12 protein-coding genes are annotated in these 15,141 nt (G+C 67.7%); 4 read left to right on the top strand and 8 right to left on the bottom strand.

The features are described 5' to 3' along the window. Positions 1-52: 52 nt before the first annotated feature. Positions 53-1,315 (bottom strand): restriction endonuclease subunit S, encoded by a 1,263-nt coding sequence (locus tag ABEA07_RS04525; protein ID WP_345536155.1) that lies wholly within the window; start codon positions 1,313-1,315, stop codon positions 53-55. Then, complete coding sequence (locus ABEA07_RS04520) at positions 1,312-2,979, bottom strand: class I SAM-dependent DNA methyltransferase (RefSeq protein ID WP_345536154.1); 1,668 nt, start codon at positions 2,977-2,979, stop codon at positions 1,312-1,314. Before ABEA07_RS04520 ends, ABEA07_RS04525 begins: the two co-directional genes overlap by 4 nt. Before the next feature lie 157 nt (positions 2,980-3,136). Between ABEA07_RS04520 and ABEA07_RS04515 the strand changes: the two genes are divergently transcribed. Continuing rightward, positions 3,137-4,078: a M14 family metallopeptidase gene (locus ABEA07_RS04515; protein ID WP_345536153.1), complete on the top strand. Its 942-nt coding sequence runs from the start codon at positions 3,137-3,139 to the stop codon at positions 4,076-4,078. Between the two features lie 12 nt (positions 4,079-4,090). Here ABEA07_RS04515 and ABEA07_RS04510 read toward each other — a convergent pair whose 3' ends face one another. After that, positions 4,091-5,890 carry a glutamine--tRNA ligase/YqeY domain fusion protein gene (locus tag ABEA07_RS04510; RefSeq protein ID WP_345536152.1) on the bottom strand — a complete coding sequence of 600 codons (1,800 nt, stop codon included), beginning with the start codon at positions 5,888-5,890 and terminating at the stop codon, positions 4,091-4,093. 136 nt (positions 5,891-6,026) lie between these two features. On the opposite strand from ABEA07_RS04510, the gene ABEA07_RS04505 reads away from it, so the two are divergent. Continuing rightward, positions 6,027-6,365, top strand: coding sequence for a hypothetical protein (locus ABEA07_RS04505; RefSeq protein WP_345536151.1), 339 nt, complete (start codon positions 6,027-6,029; stop codon positions 6,363-6,365). Positions 6,366-6,460: 95 nt separating this feature from the next. Here the strand turns inward: ABEA07_RS04505 and ABEA07_RS04500 are convergent, their stop codons facing one another. The 4 genes from ABEA07_RS04500 to ABEA07_RS04485 form a co-directional block, all read right to left on the bottom strand. Next, the gene (locus ABEA07_RS04500; RefSeq protein WP_345536149.1) at positions 6,461-7,318 is read right to left on the bottom strand and encodes a LytR/AlgR family response regulator transcription factor; all 858 of its coding nucleotides are present in this window, start codon (positions 7,316-7,318) and stop codon (positions 6,461-6,463) included. After that, the gene (locus ABEA07_RS04495) at positions 7,315-8,397 is read right to left on the bottom strand and encodes a sensor histidine kinase (RefSeq protein ID WP_345536148.1); all 1,083 of its coding nucleotides are present in this window, start codon (positions 8,395-8,397) and stop codon (positions 7,315-7,317) included. Before ABEA07_RS04495 ends, ABEA07_RS04500 begins: the two co-directional genes overlap by 4 nt. After that, on the bottom strand, positions 8,394-8,687 hold the full coding sequence (locus ABEA07_RS04490; RefSeq protein WP_345536147.1) for a 2TM domain-containing protein: 294 nt from the start codon (positions 8,685-8,687) through the stop codon (positions 8,394-8,396). Before ABEA07_RS04490 ends, ABEA07_RS04495 begins: the two co-directional genes overlap by 4 nt. An 81-nt stretch (positions 8,688-8,768) precedes the next feature. Continuing rightward, positions 8,769-9,299: a DUF6622 family protein gene (locus ABEA07_RS04485; protein WP_345536145.1), complete on the bottom strand. Its 531-nt coding sequence runs from the start codon at positions 9,297-9,299 to the stop codon at positions 8,769-8,771. 240 nt (positions 9,300-9,539) lie between these two features. On the opposite strand from ABEA07_RS04485, the gene ABEA07_RS04480 reads away from it, so the two are divergent. Further along, the gene (locus ABEA07_RS04480; RefSeq protein WP_345536144.1) at positions 9,540-10,817 is read left to right on the top strand and encodes an efflux RND transporter periplasmic adaptor subunit; all 1,278 of its coding nucleotides are present in this window, start codon (positions 9,540-9,542) and stop codon (positions 10,815-10,817) included. Between the two features lie 16 nt (positions 10,818-10,833). After that, positions 10,834-13,935: an efflux RND transporter permease subunit gene (locus ABEA07_RS04475; RefSeq protein WP_345536297.1), complete on the top strand. Its 3,102-nt coding sequence runs from the start codon at positions 10,834-10,836 to the stop codon at positions 13,933-13,935. A gap of 49 nt (positions 13,936-13,984) precedes the next feature. On the opposite strand, the gene ABEA07_RS04470 is transcribed toward ABEA07_RS04475, so the two are convergent. After that, a complete protein-coding gene (locus ABEA07_RS04470) occupies positions 13,985-14,971 on the bottom strand; it encodes a hypothetical protein (protein WP_345536142.1) in 987 nt (328 codons plus the stop codon). Positions 14,972-15,141: the final 170 nt, after the last annotated feature.

Here is a 15,141-nt window from a genome sequence, read left to right as displayed (position 1 = left end):
TCCAGCCCCCATCTCCCGCTTCTAGGTGTTGCGGCTCATTTCTTGAGCCGATTCACACGGTTTCCGGCTCACCGCGGCCGGCGGTGATGCCGCCGCCATGGACGAAGTGGACATCGAAGACCTTGGCCTCCATGGCCTCGAAAGTCGACTTGCTCACGGCCAACGCATCGTCGTGTTGCACGGACAGCGCCTGCAGGCCCGCCATCCGCCGGGCGAAAGCTTCCTGCAGGTGGATGGGCGGCAGCATCACCTTCAGCGTACGCAGACGCTCCTTGGAGATGTTGGGCATCGACGCGGCCGTGCCGCTGGCCAGCACCCGCAGGCGCTGCCGCACGGCCGGTGTCCGCAGCAGCGCCCACAGGTAGAGCGGATTCAGGCCGGCTTCGGGGCGGGGGCGCAACCGGAAGATCAGATCCGGCATCAGGATGCGGCCGCGGGTGTGCCAGACATAGGCCGGCGTGCCGACGAACTCCGGTGCGTTCTTGCGCACGAACAACAGGTCGCCGGCGCGCACCTCCCAGCGCGCGTCCGGCGCCTCGCCGGGCGGCAGGGTCTTGTGTTCGGACTCGTTGTAGAGCCCGTTGCGCAGGGCGCTCAGACGCAGCACCGCCCATTCGTCCTCGGTCTTGGGCCGATCGAGGCAGCGCGGGCTCTTGCCGCTGTCGATGCCTTCGAGCAACTCGCCCAGGGTGAACACCGGCCAGCCCTTGGGGTTGCCGGCCGGATCGCCGAACATCTCGAGCATCAGGCCCGGGCTGTACCGGTCCAGCAGCGCACGCGAACGGCGCCGCAGCCGCACCGCGCTGTCGGTGCAGCTCAGCATCTCGACCATGCGCTGCTGATGAGCCAGGTCGGGCACCGGGATGAGCGCCGCGGCCAGGTCCGCGACCGGCACGCGCTGCTGTCCGGCCGTGCCGGTCATGAAGCGCCGCATCTGGTTGCGCAAGCGCTTGCGGCGCAGGAAGTAGTAGACCCACTCCGGCAGCACCTGGGGGCCGGCGCGCAGCACGTGGAACTCGGTGGAGCCGAAGCCCAGGCCGCCGGGCAGGTCGCGCGCGATGGCCACCTTGCCGTTCTCCATGCAGGGCGTGATCTTCGCGAACAACACGTCGTTCTCGGCGAACGGCGTGTAGCCCTTGCGCACTTCCGCGAAGGGCCGGGGTCGGCACTCCCGGATGGTGCCCGAGACTTCATCCACCGCGGCCATCGGCACGAAGCCGACCTCGGTGTCGTCCCCGAGGCCGTGGGGCCGCGGCAGACGCGGATTGATCTCGCAAACTTCGCCCAGGCGGGCCAGACGTACAGGTTCCTTCATTCATCATCCTCCGCTAACAGACCGCGCAACGTCTCCAGCTCTTTCACGATCTCTGCTTCGATCGCGGCCAGTTCGTCCAGCAAGGTGCGCGGGTCTTGATGTTCCATCTGGGACTGACTCATCGGCCGGTATCGGCTGGCCGACAGGCTGAAGTCGTTGGTACGCAGCGCCGCTGCGTCGGCAAACCACCATTTCTCGTTCCATTCCTCGGCGGTGTCGCGTGCCACCCACCGTGCCCAGGCCTCGTCGCGACGGATGAAGACCTGGGACAGCTTGGGCAGGTCGTCGGCCGCGATGGGCGTGTCGTGGTTGGCATCGAGCTTGTAGCCGTCGTTCTCCACGTGCAGGAACAGCACGCGGTCGGTTCGGCCGTCGCGGCGGAAGAAGAGCACCGAGGTCTTCACGCCCGAGTAGGGCTGGAACACGCCGCCGGGCAGGCTCATCACCGCGTCGACCCGGTGCCGGTCGATCAGGTGCCGGCGCAGCTCGCGGTGCGCCACGGTCGAGCCGAACAGCACGCCTTCGGGCACCACCACCGCGGCGCGGCCGCCGGACTGCAGGCTGTCGAGCATGTACTTGAGAAACATCAGTTCGGTCGCGCTGGTGGCGCCGACCTTCACCGAGTCGACGATGCGGTCCTTGTCGATGCGGCCGGAGAAGGGCGGGTTTGCGAGCACGATGTGGAAGCCCTCGGCCGGCTGTCCCAGCTCGGCCCGGATGCGCTCGTCGAGCTGCGTGGTCAGCACGTTGCGTTGCAGGATGCGCACGTTTCCCAGGCCCCGCAGCGACAGGTTCATGGTGGCCAGGCGCACCATCTTCGGGTCGACGTCGTTGCCGAAGAAGCTCTTGTCATGCAGCGTGGCGAGCTGGCCGTCCGTGAGCCGGTCGCCGAGGCCGCGGCGGTGGACCTTGCCCTCCATTTCTGCCTCCACGATCTTGTCCGGCGAGGAGTGGGTCAGGCGCATGTGGTTGTAGGCCGCCACCAAAAAGCCGGCAGTCCCGGCGGCCGGGTCGTAGACGGTCTCGCCGACCTTCGGGTCCACCATCTCGACGATGGTGCGAATGATGTGGCGCGGCGTGCGGAACTGGCCCAGCTCGCCGGCCTGCTTCATCTGGCGCAGCACGTGCTCGAACAGATCGCCCTTGGTGTCGGCGTCGGCCTGGTCCAGCCGCAGGCCGGTCACCAGGCGCACCACCTGCGTCAGCACGGTCGGCTCGTCGATGCCCAGGCGGGCCCCATGCATGAAGTCGTGCGCCAGGGCCTCGCTGATCTCCGCGAAGAAGGGAAAGACCTCGTCGCGCACGAAGCGCACCAGCGCATCGCCCGACAGTTCTTCCGCCCACACCGACCAGCGGAAGCGGCTGCGCGGAATGTAGTGCGCGCCGGTGTGCAGTGCGGCCGAGGGCAGCCAGCCCTCGCGTGTGCCCGGCACCATCGCGTTGGCGGGGTTGCGCAGCTCCCACTCGCCTTCGAACACGCTGCGGATCGAGAGATGCAGCAAACGGGCGCGCTCGGTCGCTTCCGTGTCCAGGACCTGGATCAGGTAGAAGTAGAAGAGGAAGGAGAGCTGCTCCGTGTTGCTGACGGGGTCCGGGTAGCCGCCTCCGAACAGGTAATCGCGGATCTGGTCGATCGACCGTCGCATCTCGGCAGTCAGGGGCATGGGGGGAGGCGCTCTTCGGATATTTTGGTTGTGGCCCGCGAGTCTAAGAGGCAAACGGGGGGTATTCGCCGCCTTCAGACTCTGCAGACCCCGGGCGCAACGCCCATGCTGCAAACTAAAGGTCTCTTGCAACTGCGGGCCGCCGTGCCCTTGCGCCATGCCATCCACTCCCACGCGCCTCGAAGTCGTTCAGGCAGATCTCTCCCCCTATCGCCAAGGCAACACGGGGGTCGACTACGTGCATCGCTTCGAATCGGGCCGCCCGGGCCCGCACGTGCTCATCAATGCCCTGACCCACGGCAACGAGATTTGCGGCATGGTGGCGGCGCGGCACCTGCTGGACCAGGGCGTGCGGCCGAAGATCGGCACGCTGACCGTGAGCTTCGCTCACGTGGAAGCCTACGACGCCTTCGATGCGGACAAGCCCTTCGAGAACCGGCAACTGGTGCACAACCTCAACCGCATCTGGTCGGACGAATGGCTGGACGGTCCGGAGTACAGCCCCGAGTTGCGCCGCGCCCGCGAACTGCGGCCGGCGGTGGCTGCGGCCGACCACATCCTCGACCTGCACTCCACCAGCCAGGACGTCGAGCCCTTCTGGGTCTACCCCGGCTTCGCCCGCAATGCCGCCGTGGCGCTGGCGATCGGGCGCCCGGCGGTGCACCTGCTCATGCCGAAGGGCTTGGGCTCGGGCACGCCCCTGATCCAGCATGGCCGGCACGGGGAGGACGAGAGCACGGCCGGCGCGGCCCTGGTGGCCGAATGCGGCCAGCACTTCCTGCAGGCCACGGCGGACATGGCCGTGGCAGTGACGCTGGATTTCCTGGGGCACTTCGGCCTGATCGAGCGCGAGCCCCAGCCCGCGCCGGCGCCGCAGCGGCGCCTCGAGCTGCTGCAAACGCGGATGGTGAAGACGCCGGAGTTCCGCTTCGTGCGCCCGCTGGTGGGATTCGAGGTGTTCGCGAAGGACGCGCTGATCGCGGTCGATGGCGACGAAGAGATTCGCTCGCCCTGCGATGACTGCACCGTGCTGATGCCGGCGCGCGTGCCGATCGTGGGGCGGGAGGCCGTGTACCTGACGCGGCCCTTGCCCTTGTAGTCCTGCCCGGGGCTATTTGCCCCAGCTGTCCTTCATCCCGGCCGCCCGGTTGAACACCAGGCGCCCGCCCGCGCCCTGGCGGCTGTCCGGCACGAAGTACCCGTGCCGCTCGAACTGGAAGGCGCTGCCGGTCGCGGCCTGCGCCAATGCCGGTTCCACGTAGCCTTGGGTGACGACGAGGCTGTTGGGGTTGAGCTCTTCCTGAACCTCGCCGGCGCCCGGCTGGGCGGCCGCGAACAAGCGCTCGTACAGGCGCAGCTCGGCCGGAACCGCGTCCGCCGCCGCCACCCAGGTGATATTGCCCTTGACCTTGATCGCGTCCGCCCCCGGCGTGCCGCTCTTGGTGTCCGGCACCAGCCGGGCCTGCACCTCGACCAGCTTGCCGCCGGCATCGCGCGTGCCGCCGGTGCACTCGATGACGTGGCCGTACTTCAGCCGCACCTTGTTGCCCGGGAACAGGCGGAAGAAGCCCTTGGGCTGCACGTCCTCGTAGTCGGTGCGCTCGATCCAGACTTCGCGGCCCAGCTTGAAGCTGCGCTTGCCCATCTCGGGGTGGTGCGGGTGGACCGGGGCCGTGCATTCGTCGAGGAAGCCGGCGCCCATCCGTTCGTCCCAATCCGTGATGACCAGCCTGACCGGGTCCAGCACGGCCATGGCGCGCGGGGCGATCGGGTCCAGCGTGTCGCGCAAGGCCGCTTCGAGGCTGGCGTATTCGATCCAGCCGCCGGACTTGGTGACGCCGGATCGCTCGCAGAAGAGCTTCAGGGCCTCGGGCGTGTAGCCGCGTCGGCGCAGGCCGGCCAGGGTCGGCATGCGGGGGTCGTCCCAGCCGTCCACGTGGCCTTCCTCGACCAGTTGGCGCAGGCGGCGCTTGCTGGTGATCACATGGGTCACGTTGAGCCGCGCGAACTCGTACTGGCGCGGGTGGGGCGAGGCGATCAGCCCCCCCTCGGCCAGGCGGTCGAGCAGCCAGTCGTAGAAGGGGCGCTGGTCCTCGAACTCGAGCGTGCAGATGCTGTGGGTGATCTGCTCCAGCGCGTCCTCGATCGGGTGGGCGAAGGTGTACATCGGGTAGATGCACCAGCGGTCGCCCGTGTTGTGGTGCGTCGCCCGGCGGATGCGGTAGAGCGCCGGGTCGCGCATGTTGATGTTGGGACTGGCCATGTCGATCTTCGCGCGCAGCACGGCGGCGCCGTCGGGCAGTTGGCCATCGCGCATGGCGCGGAAGCGGGCGAGGTTTTCTTCGGGCGTGCGGTTGCGGTAGGGACTGTCGGTGCCGGGGGTGTTGAAGTCGCCGCGCGTGGCGCGGATCTGCTCCGCGCTCTGCTCGTCGACGTAGGCCAGGCCGGCGCCGATCAGGTACTCGGCCGCCCGATACATGAAGTCGAAGTAGTTGCTGGCGAAGTAGACGTGCTCGCTGGGCTGCCCCGGATGTGCCGGGTCGTCGGCCAGGGTGACGTCGTAGCCCATCCAGCGCACGGCGTCGCGGATGGCGTCGACGTATTCCTGTTCTTCCTTTTCGGGGTTGGTGTCGTCGAAGCGCAGGTGGCACACGCCGCCGTATTCGCGCGCCAGTTCGAAGTTGAGCCAGATGCTCTTGGCATGGCCGATGTGCAGGTAGCCGTTGGGCTCCGGCGGGAAGCGCAGCCGCACGCGGGCCGGGTCCTGCATGCCCTGCGCGTGGTGGGCGGCATCCCCCGGCGAACCGCCCCAACGGCGGGTGGCGTAGTGGCCCTGTTGGAGGTCGTTTTCGATGACGTGGCGCAGGAAATGGCTGGGTTTGGCGGTGTCGTGATCGGCGGCGGAAGTCATTTCTTCATTCTAGGTGGCGCTGCCACGGTGTTACTTTTAGAAGCTTTCTTCACAGAGGAAGGTGAACCTCGTTGACACTTGGCGCGTTCAATAACGCCATGGGTGCATCGCGCCCCCTCCCAAGGAGCCCTACACCATGAATCTCACCCGTTCCACCTTTTTCAAATGGGCTGCCGCCGGTGCCGTTGCGGCAGGTGCGCTTTTCACCGCCGCCTCGGCCAACGCCCGTGGCGACGTCAGTTGGTCCGTCGGCATCAGCGCACCCGGCGTGGCCGTCGGCGTTGCGGCACCCCCGGTGTATTACGCCCCGCCGCCGCCGGTCTACTACCGTCCGGCCGCTCCGGTGTACTACGCCCCGCCGCCGCCCGTCTACTATCGTCCGGCCCCGGTTTACTACGGTCCGCCGCCCGCTTACTATGGTCCGCCGCGCGGTTACTACCGCCACCATCACCACGGCTACGGCCATTGGCGCTGATCGCCGGCAGCCACGATTGCCTGCTGTCACATGACGAAGCCGGCCCCGTCGAACGGGCCGGCTTTTTCATGGGCGTCGAGGCTTCGGGCGGCTCGCTACATGGCCTTGAACAGGTGGGCGTAAAGGCGGCTGACCGGGATCTTCTCCGGGCGGCCGCGCAGAACCAGGTGCAATTTGCCGGCCTCGTCGCGATGCACCGACTCGATGCCGTCGCTGCGGACCACGGTGGCGCGATGCACCTGCCAGAACTGCCGGGGGTCGAGCTGCGGCAGCAATTGCTTGAGCGGGGTCCGGATCAGGTACTCGCGGTCGGTGGCGAGCACCCGCACGTACTTGTCGGCCGCTTCGAAATACAGCACCTCGTCGATCGGCACCATGCGCACGGTGTTGCCGGCGCTGCCGGCCTCGCTGGCGGCGATCAGCTTGAGGGGCGCCGTGCCGGTGAGGCCGGCGCTGCCGGCCGGGCTGCCTGGTCCGGCCCCGGCTGCGGCAAGCAACTGGCGCCACTGGGCGAGCGTGGCGGCCAGCGCCTCGTCGGGTGCGGCGGGCGCGGCGTCGTTGTGCGCCGGCGCCAGCGCCTGCTGCAGCCGCGCCACAGTGCGCCGCAGGCGCTCGGGCTGCACCGGCTTCAGCACGTAGTCGATGGCCTGGGCGTCGAAAGCCCGGACCGCGTATTCGTCGTAGGCGGTCACGAAGACCAGTTGCGGCATCGGCGCCTCGTCGGCCGGCCAGGCGTCGGCCAGTTCGGCGGCGGCGGCCAGTCCATCCTGGCCCGGCATGCGGATGTCGAAGAAGAGCACCTGGGGCAGCAGGCGCAGCGCCTCGCGCACCGCGCTGACGCCATCGGCCACGGTGGCCAGCAGTTCCAGTTCGGGCCAGGCGGCGGCCAACTCGGCGCGCAGGGCCTGGGCCAGCAGCGGTTCGTCTTCGGCGATGAGGGCGGTGGCTTTCATGAGGACAAGGGCAGGGTGAGGAGGGCGACGGTGCCGCCGGCCGGGCCCGGGGCCAGGCGCAGGCTCGCCTCGGAGCCGTAGACGGTGCTCAGGCGCTCGCGCACCTGGGCCAGGCCGAAGCCGCCGTCCTTCGACGACGGCGGACCGGGATCGGTGTCGATGCCCACGCCGGTGTCGCGCACTTCGATGAACAGCCGGCCTTCCTCGCGGCGGGCGGCGATCACGATCTCCCCGCCCTCGATCTGCGGCTCCAGGCCGTGGCGGATTGCGTTCTCCACCAGGGGCTGCAGCAGCAGCGGCGGCACCGGCAGCTCGCGCAGGGCGTCGGGCAGTTCGAGCCGGAAGCGCAGCCGTGGGCCCATGCGCACCGCCATCAGCGCAAGGTAGTCGCCCAGGCGCTGAAACTCCGACGCAAGCGGATGGGCCAGGGCGAGCGAACCGGCGAGCGTCACGCGCAGGTAGCTGTTCAGGCGGTCCAGCATGTCCACCGCACGCGGCGGATCGGTGGCGATCAGCACGCGCAGGTTGGCCAGGGTGTTGAAGAGCATGTGCGGCTCGAGCTGGGTTTCGAGCAGCTTGAGCCGGGCGTCGGTGGCGTCGCGCTGGGCCAGCGCGATCTCGCCTTCGAGGTACTTGCTCTTGCCGCGGGCGTAGAAGAAGTAGCACATGGCGACACTCGCCCCGATCGTGATCAGCAGGGTGGAGGCGAACTGGTCGGCCGGGAAGCGCAGGAAGTCGAGCATCGGCTTGCCGCTCCAGGCGTTGCCGATGGCATTGCCGCCCACGAAGCCGCCCACGATGCCCCCGGCGATCAGCGCCACGCCGCGCCAGCCCGGCGGCCAGGAGGTGGCGCTGCGGCCGGCGAGCAGCACGCGGCCGATGTCGATGATCAGCCAGGCGACCAGTCCGATGGATAGCGAATAGACCAGGTGCGAGCGCCACGGGCCTCGCCCCGAGAGCGTCAGCGCCGTGGCGATGAGGCAGCAGAAGACCGCGGTGAACACCCCGTGCTGCAGCACGCTGCGCACGTTGCGCGCCGATAACCTGCGCGGCAGGCCAGGGTCCACCGTGTCGCTCACCTGCGTCCTTCGTCGCGCATGGCCCGGCGCTCGCGCTCGAGCAGGCGGTCGTACAGGTGGCCGCCGGGCGCGACGAAGAACACCACTGCGCCATGGATCAGCAGGCCCAGCCCCCAGCCGAGCAAGGGATACATCGCCCAGTTCTGGCCGCGCGAGCTGGCCAGCAGCACGAGGAAGAGGTTGACCAGCAGGTAGACGGTCGCGTGGATGTACCAGCCCATCTTGGCGCCGGCGCGGCGGCGCGCGAGTCGCTCGATGCGGTCGCCCTCGGGGTGGATCTTGTCGTTCATGGTGTGGTCCTCGGAGAGTGGGATTCTTGCGGAAGAAGGCATCCAGCCCCTTTGCGGGGCAACGCGACCCCTTGCATAGCGTTAACAGGCCCTAGCGGCCGGCAGGGCGGCGCGGTCCTCGCGGATGGCCAGCTTCCACAGCCGCAGCGCACGGGCCGCGAAGCAGCCGCTGAAGGCGCCGTAGAGCAGCCCGACGGCGAGCGCGAAGCCGGTGTGCTGGTGCAGGGACGGGTGCATCGTCATCAGCACGGCCACCGCGTACTTCGTGAAAAAGATGCCCATCATCAGCGCCAGCGGCACGGCGCTGCCGGGCCGGTGGAAGACCCGGGTGGCGGGGTCGAAGCGCACAGCCGCCGGCAGCGGCCGGTGCTGCACCATCATCAGCAGCGCCGTCGCGGCGCCGGCCCAGCCGAGCAGGGCGACCGGCGAATCGCCGAAGGCCGAGAGCATGCCGTAGAAGGACAGGCCGGTCATCGCCAGCGGCATCACCGTCACCCGGGTCAGGCTGACGGTGCCGGCCAGCATCTGCTTGATGCCCAGCCAGACGAGCAGGGCGAAGAGCACGAACACCCAGCGCGGGGTGTGGAGGAGGATCTGGGACAGCATCTGCATCTTGTTTCTCCGACAGGGGTTGGAAGGTGGATCGATGGACCGGACTGTGCCGGCCGGACCCCGCGCCCGCCATGCGCTTGCGACGAACTGCCGTCCGGTGGCGCCAGTTGCAGTCCGCGAGCGCCGGATGCATGGCTCAACGCGTGCTTTACCGTGGCTTTACGGTTCGTCGGGACGGGGCGCTACGATTCCTCGCTCCACTACAGGCTGCCGCCGGCGCCGTGCCCCAGCCTCCAAGAAATGACAACCGCCACTTCCGAGCCGACCGCTTCCCTGACCGAGCCTCCCGCACCCCGGCCGCCGTCGCGCCGCCGGATCTGGCTCGGCAGCCTGGTGGCGCTGCTGGTGGTGCTGGCGCTCGGCGGCGGTGCCTGGTACCTCATCCAACGAACGAACGAGCCTGCCGCCGGCCGCCCTGGCTTCGGCGGACCCGGCTCGACGGTCGGCCATGCGGTCGTTCGGCAGCACCCGCTTGCCGTGACCATCGATGCCCTGGGCACCGTCACGCCGCTGGCCACCATCACGCTGAAGCCGCAGGTCGGCGGTGTATTGACCGAGGTGCTCTACACCGAGGGCCAGACCGTGACCAAGGGCCAGCTGCTGGCGCGCATCGACCCGCGCCCCTACGAGCAGGCGCTCGCCCAGGCGCAGGGCACGCGCGTGCGCGACGAGGCGCAACTGGAGGCCGCCCGCGTCACGCTGGCCCGCTACCGCACCCTGCTGGGCCAGGATTCGATCGCGCGGCAGGATGTCGACACCCAGGCCGCGCTGGTCAAGCAGCTCGAGGGCACGGTGATCACCGACCGCGCCGCCGAGGCCGCGGCCCGGCTGAACGTCGAGTACACCCGCATCACGGCCCCGGTGGCCGGGCGCATCGGCCTGCGCACGGTCGACCCCGGCAACACGGTCACGGCCAATGCCGCCACCGGCATCGCGGTGATCACGCAGATGAACCCGATCGACGTGCAATTCGCCGTGCCGCAGGACCGCCTGCCCGACATCCAGGCCCAGCTCGCCAAGGGCGAGGCCCTGCCGGTGAAGGCCCTGGACCGTACCCGCACCACCGAGCTGGACGCGGGCACCTTTTCCACGCTCGACAACGTGGTGGACACCGGCACCGGCACGGTGAAGGGCAAGGCGCGTTTCGCCAACGCCAGGACCACGCTGTTCCCCAACCAGTTCGTCAACATCCAGATGACGTTGCGCACCATCGACGCGCTGGTGGTGCCGGTCACCGCGGTGCGCACCGGGCCCGAGGGCAGCTTCGTGTACGTGATCAACGAGGACCGCAAGGTCTCGATGCGTCCGGTCAAGCGCGGCGAGGCGACCGTCGAGCTGGTCGCGATCACCGAGGGCCTGCAAGCCGGCGAGCTGGTGGTGACCGAGGGCGGCGACCGCCTGAAGGACGGTGCGCCGGTGATCCTGCAGGGCGAGAAGCCGGTCGCCGGCCCGCGGCCGGGCGCCTCCGGCCCGCGCGCGGCCCAGGGCGAGCGCCGGCGCCGCCCGCCGCCGCAATGAGGGCGTCAAGGCCATGATGAGCCCGTCGCGCCCCTTCATCGAGCGGCCGGTGGCCACGGCCTTGCTGATGCTCGCGATCGTGCTCGCGGGGCTGGTGGGCTTCCGCTTCCTGCCGCTGGCGGCGCTGCCGCAGGTGGACTACCCGACCATCCAGGTGCAGACCCTCTATCCGGGCGCCAGCCCCGAGGTGATGAGCCGCACCGTCACCGCGCCGCTGGAGCGCCAGTTCGGCCAGATGGCGGGGCTGGACCGCATGAGCTCGGTGAGTTCCAGCGGCGTGTCCATCGTCACGCTGCAGTTCGCGCTGGACCAGACGCTGGACGTCGCCGAGCAGCAGGTGCAGGCCGCCATCAACGCCGGCGGCTCGCTGCTGCCGGCCGACCTGCCCGCGCCGCCGGTGTACGCCAAGGTCAACCCGGCCGACGCACCCATCCTGACGCTGGCGGTGAGCAGCCGGACCATGCCGCTGACCGAGGTGCAGAACCTGGTCAACACGCGGCTCGCGCAGAAGATCAGCCAGGTGGGCGGCGTCGGCCTGGTCTCGCTCTCGGGCGGGCAGCGCCCGGCGGTGCGCATCCAGGCCGACACCAATGCGCTGGCCTCGGTGGGCATCGGCCTGGACACGCTGCGCACCGCGATCGCGGCGGCCAACGCCAACAGCGCCAAGGGCAGCTTCGACGGGCCCCAGCGCGCCTACACCATCAACGCCAACGACCAGTTGCTCACGGCGGCCGAGTACAAGAACCTCATCATCGCCTGGAAGAACGGCGCGCCGGTGCGCATGAGCGACGTGGCGCGCGTGGTCGACGGGGCCGAGAACACGCAGCTGGGGGCCTGGGCCGCGGCGCGGGCCGAGTCGCGCGAGGACCAGGGCGCCGATCTGTATCCGGCCATCATCCTGAACGTCCAGCGACAGCCCGGCGCCAACGTGATCGGCACGGTCGACGCCATCAAGAAGCAACTGCCCGAGCTGGAAGCCTCGCTGCCCGGCGCGCTCAAGGTGGAGGTGCTGAGCGACCGCACCACCGGCATCCGCGCCTCGGTGCGCCACGTGCAGATGGAGCTCGCGCTGGCGGTGCTGCTGGTGGTGCTGGTGATCTTCTTCTTCCTGCACAGCCTGCGCGCCACGGTGATCGCGAGCATCGCGGTGCCGATCTCGCTGATCGGCACGCTGGGGCTGATGTACCTGCTGGGCTACAGCCTGAACAACCTGAGCCTGATGGCGCTGACCATCGCCACCGGCTTCGTGGTGGACGACGCGATCGTCATGATCGAGAACATCGCGCGCTACCTCGAGGAGGGCGATCCGCCCTTCAAGGCGGCGCTCAAGGGGGCGACGCAGATCGGCTTCACCATCATCTCGTTGACGGTGTCGCTGGTCGCGGTGCTGATTCCGCTGCTCTTCATGGGCGACGTGGTGGGGCGGCTGTTCCGCGAGTTCGCGGTGACGCTGGCCATCACCATCCTGATCTCGGCCGTGGTGTCGCTGACGCTGGTGCCGATGATGTCGGCGCGCTGGCTCAAGCCGCAGGCGGAGGAGGGGGGGCGTTTCGGCGCGCGCGTGCACGCCTTCTTCGAGCGCGTGATCGCCCGCTACGACGGCTGGCTGCAATGGGTGCTGCGCCACCAGGGCGCCACGCTGGTGGTGGCGATGCTGACGCTGGCGCTCACGGTGCTGCTCTACGTCGCCATACCAAAGGGCCTGTTCCCGACGCAGGACACGGGCCAGCTGCAGGCCCGCATCGAGGCCGCGCAGGACGTGTCCTATCTGCGCATGGCCGAGCTGCAGAAGGCGGCGGCCGAGGCCATCCTTGCCGACCCCGAGGTGCGCAGCCTGAGTTCGGTGGTCGGCGTGGACGCGGCCAACAACACCGCCCTAAACACCGGGCGCATGCTGATCAACCTGCGCTCGGGCCGTGGCGATCAGGCAAGCGTGATGCAGCGCCTGCGCGAGCGCGTGCGCGCCGTGGCCGGCGTGACGCTCTACCTGCAGCCCACGCAGGACCTGACCATCGACGCCGAGACCGGCCCCACCGAGTTCCGCGTCGCGCTGGAAGGCGTGGACACGACGGTGGTGAACGACTGGGCAAAGAAGCTGGTGGAGCGGCTGCGCAGCGTCCCGCAGGTGCGCAACGCCACCACCGACGCCGGGGCCCAGGGCCTGGCCGCCTACGTGGACGTCGACCGCAACACCGCCTCGCGCCTGTCGGTCACCGCCAGCTCGGTGGACGACGCGCTCTACAGCGCATTCGGCCAGCGCATCGTCTCCACCATCTTCACCGAGACCAACCAGTACCGCGTGATCCTGGAGGCGCAGCGCGAGGCGCTCGCCTCGCCGCAGGCGCTGGGCAACCTGCAGCTGCGCACCGGGTCGGGGGCGCCCACGCCGCTGGCCTCCATTGCCACCATCCGCGAACAGCTGGCGCCGCTGGCGATCACGCGCGTGGCGCAGTACCCGTCGGCCACCGTGGGCTTCGACACGGCGCCCGGCGTGGCGCTGGGCAAGTCGGTGGCTGCGATCCGCGAGGCGGCCAAGGAGATCGGATTGCCGGCCAGCGTGCGGCTGAACTTCCTCGGGGCCGCGGGGGCCTACGAGAAGTCGCTGACCAACCAGCTGTGGCTGATCCTGGCGGCGGTGGTGTGCGTGTACATCGTGCTGGGGGTGCTCTACGAGAGCTACATCCATCCGCTCACGATCCTCTCGACGCTGCCCTCGGCAGGGGTGGGGGCGCTGCTGGCGCTGATGCTGACAGGCCACGACCTGGGGGTGATCGGGATCATCGGGATCATCCTGCTGATCGGCATCGTGAAGAAGAACGCGATCATGATGATCGACTTCGCGATCGATGCGGAGCGGAATGAAGGCAAAGCGCCGCAGGAGGCGATTCACCAGGCGGCGCTGCTGCGCTTCCGGCCCATTCTGATGACCACGCTGGCCGCGCTGTTCGCGGCGCTGCCCTTGATGTTCGGGTGGGGCGAGGGGGCGGAACTGCGCAGGCCACTGGGGCTGGCGATCTTCGGCGGGCTGGTGGTGAGCCAGGTCTTGACGCTGTTCACCACGCCGGTGATCTACCTGGCCTTCGATCGGGTGGGGCGGCGGTTCGGGGGAAGAGCATGAAGCGAGGCATGTCCCATGAGGGAACCGGAGTGGCCGCCCCGTTGGAAAATCAGTTGATTTTCTTCAATTCGTTTTTCAGCGCTTTCTGGATTATTTCGACATCGTTTGTTTTCTTGGCACTTTCAAATGCCGTGTCGAGGATGTTTTGTTGGCGTGGAGATAGGTTTTCTTTCAGCTTGCCGTACAAGCCTTCCAGATACTCAAATCTGTCGGTCAATGAAAGCAGTCCTTGCAGATGACCGCCAAAAGCCACAACCTCTGGATAGGTTTCCTCGTCAAGCCGGCTTTTGCTGCCGGTGGCGCAATAAAGAATGTTCAGCATTCTCTTTGGCGGACTGGCGGCAAAATGTTCTTTTGTTGTTGTGATTATTTTCTCGATCGTATTCACCGCCAGGTAGGCTGCCTTGTTGTGGTCAACTCCTGAGGTGAAATGGCTTGTTCTTTGAAGGCGCGGTCTTGCTGAGGGATTTTGAGGTTGACCAGGATTTCTCAATTCAATCGTGACACGATCGTTTTGTTTCTGTATTTGAGCGTTGAGTGATTCATTCAAAGCGACTGCAGCGGAGGAGCTGATTGTTTTTGTACTTGTGGGCTGCGTTGATGTCGATTGGATTCTTCCTCTTGGGCTGATTATCTTTGCGATCTTCTTTTTATTTGCTCGGGATGGCTTGGAGTTGGATCGTGGTGATTTTGGATAGACGATGGTTGTCGTTTCGTCGCCAAACTCAACCGCCTTGTTCCTTCTTCCTCCCTGCAGTCGGGGAGACGTCACTGCCGCGTCGCCGACTTCAGGTGCTGGATTGATGGACACCGTTTGCACATGGTGCACTTCAACAAGCGTGATCTTGCGCGGCGCGGGTAGTCTTTCTGATAATTCTCCAGTCGAGGCTCGCCGAACCGGAACCAGTTCAAAAAGATTTTTGCTTGGATCTTGACTGTCCTTGAAGTGCGTGTCTTCTCTTTTCAAGGCAATCGAAATGTCTGGATTCCGCAGTGATGCAGATGCGGGTGTGCTTCTGGATAGAGAGTTGGTCATTGGATGATTTCCTTTGTGCGTGCCATTTATCCACTATTGGTATCGGCGCGCGCGTACTGTGTGGACTTTTTTTGTGGATGGTTCCATGGCAAATCTTAAATCTGTGTGCAGCCTCGGAATTCCGCTTGCGGCCAATTTCTGGCCCGGGCGGCGCTCGCGAACCCTTTGAA

Origin of the sequence: Variovorax defluvii (assembly GCF_039541515.1) — a bacterium.
GTDB lineage: Bacteria > Pseudomonadota > Gammaproteobacteria > Burkholderiales > Burkholderiaceae_C > Variovorax > Variovorax defluvii.
Note: the sequence above shows the minus strand (reverse complement) of the source record. Positions and strands in the feature narration are given on the sequence as shown.

Bases quoted from the DNA above. Each gene is read 5' to 3' on its own strand.
- ABEA07_RS04525 (WP_345536155.1), bottom strand. From the start codon at position 1,315: ATGAAGGAACCTGTACGTCTGGCCCGCCTGGGCGAAGTTTGCGAGATC.
- ABEA07_RS04520 (WP_345536154.1), bottom strand. From the start codon at position 2,979: ATGCCCCTGACTGCCGAGATGCGACGGTCGATCGACCAGATCCGCGAT.
- ABEA07_RS04515 (WP_345536153.1), top strand. From the start codon at position 3,137: ATGCCATCCACTCCCACGCGCCTCGAAGTCGTTCAGGCAGATCTCTCC.
- ABEA07_RS04510 (WP_345536152.1), bottom strand. From the start codon at position 5,890: ATGACTTCCGCCGCCGATCACGACACCGCCAAACCCAGCCATTTCCTG.
- ABEA07_RS04505 (WP_345536151.1), top strand. From the start codon at position 6,027: ATGAATCTCACCCGTTCCACCTTTTTCAAATGGGCTGCCGCCGGTGCC.
- ABEA07_RS04500 (WP_345536149.1), bottom strand. From the start codon at position 7,318: ATGAAAGCCACCGCCCTCATCGCCGAAGACGAACCGCTGCTGGCCCAG.
- ABEA07_RS04490 (WP_345536147.1), bottom strand. From the start codon at position 8,687: ATGAACGACAAGATCCACCCCGAGGGCGACCGCATCGAGCGACTCGCG.
- ABEA07_RS04485 (WP_345536145.1), bottom strand. From the start codon at position 9,299: ATGCAGATGCTGTCCCAGATCCTCCTCCACACCCCGCGCTGGGTGTTC.
- ABEA07_RS04480 (WP_345536144.1), top strand. From the start codon at position 9,540: ATGACAACCGCCACTTCCGAGCCGACCGCTTCCCTGACCGAGCCTCCC.
- ABEA07_RS04475 (WP_345536297.1), top strand. From the start codon at position 10,834: ATGAGCCCGTCGCGCCCCTTCATCGAGCGGCCGGTGGCCACGGCCTTG.
- ABEA07_RS04470 (WP_345536142.1), bottom strand. From the start codon at position 14,971: ATGACCAACTCTCTATCCAGAAGCACACCCGCATCTGCATCACTGCGG.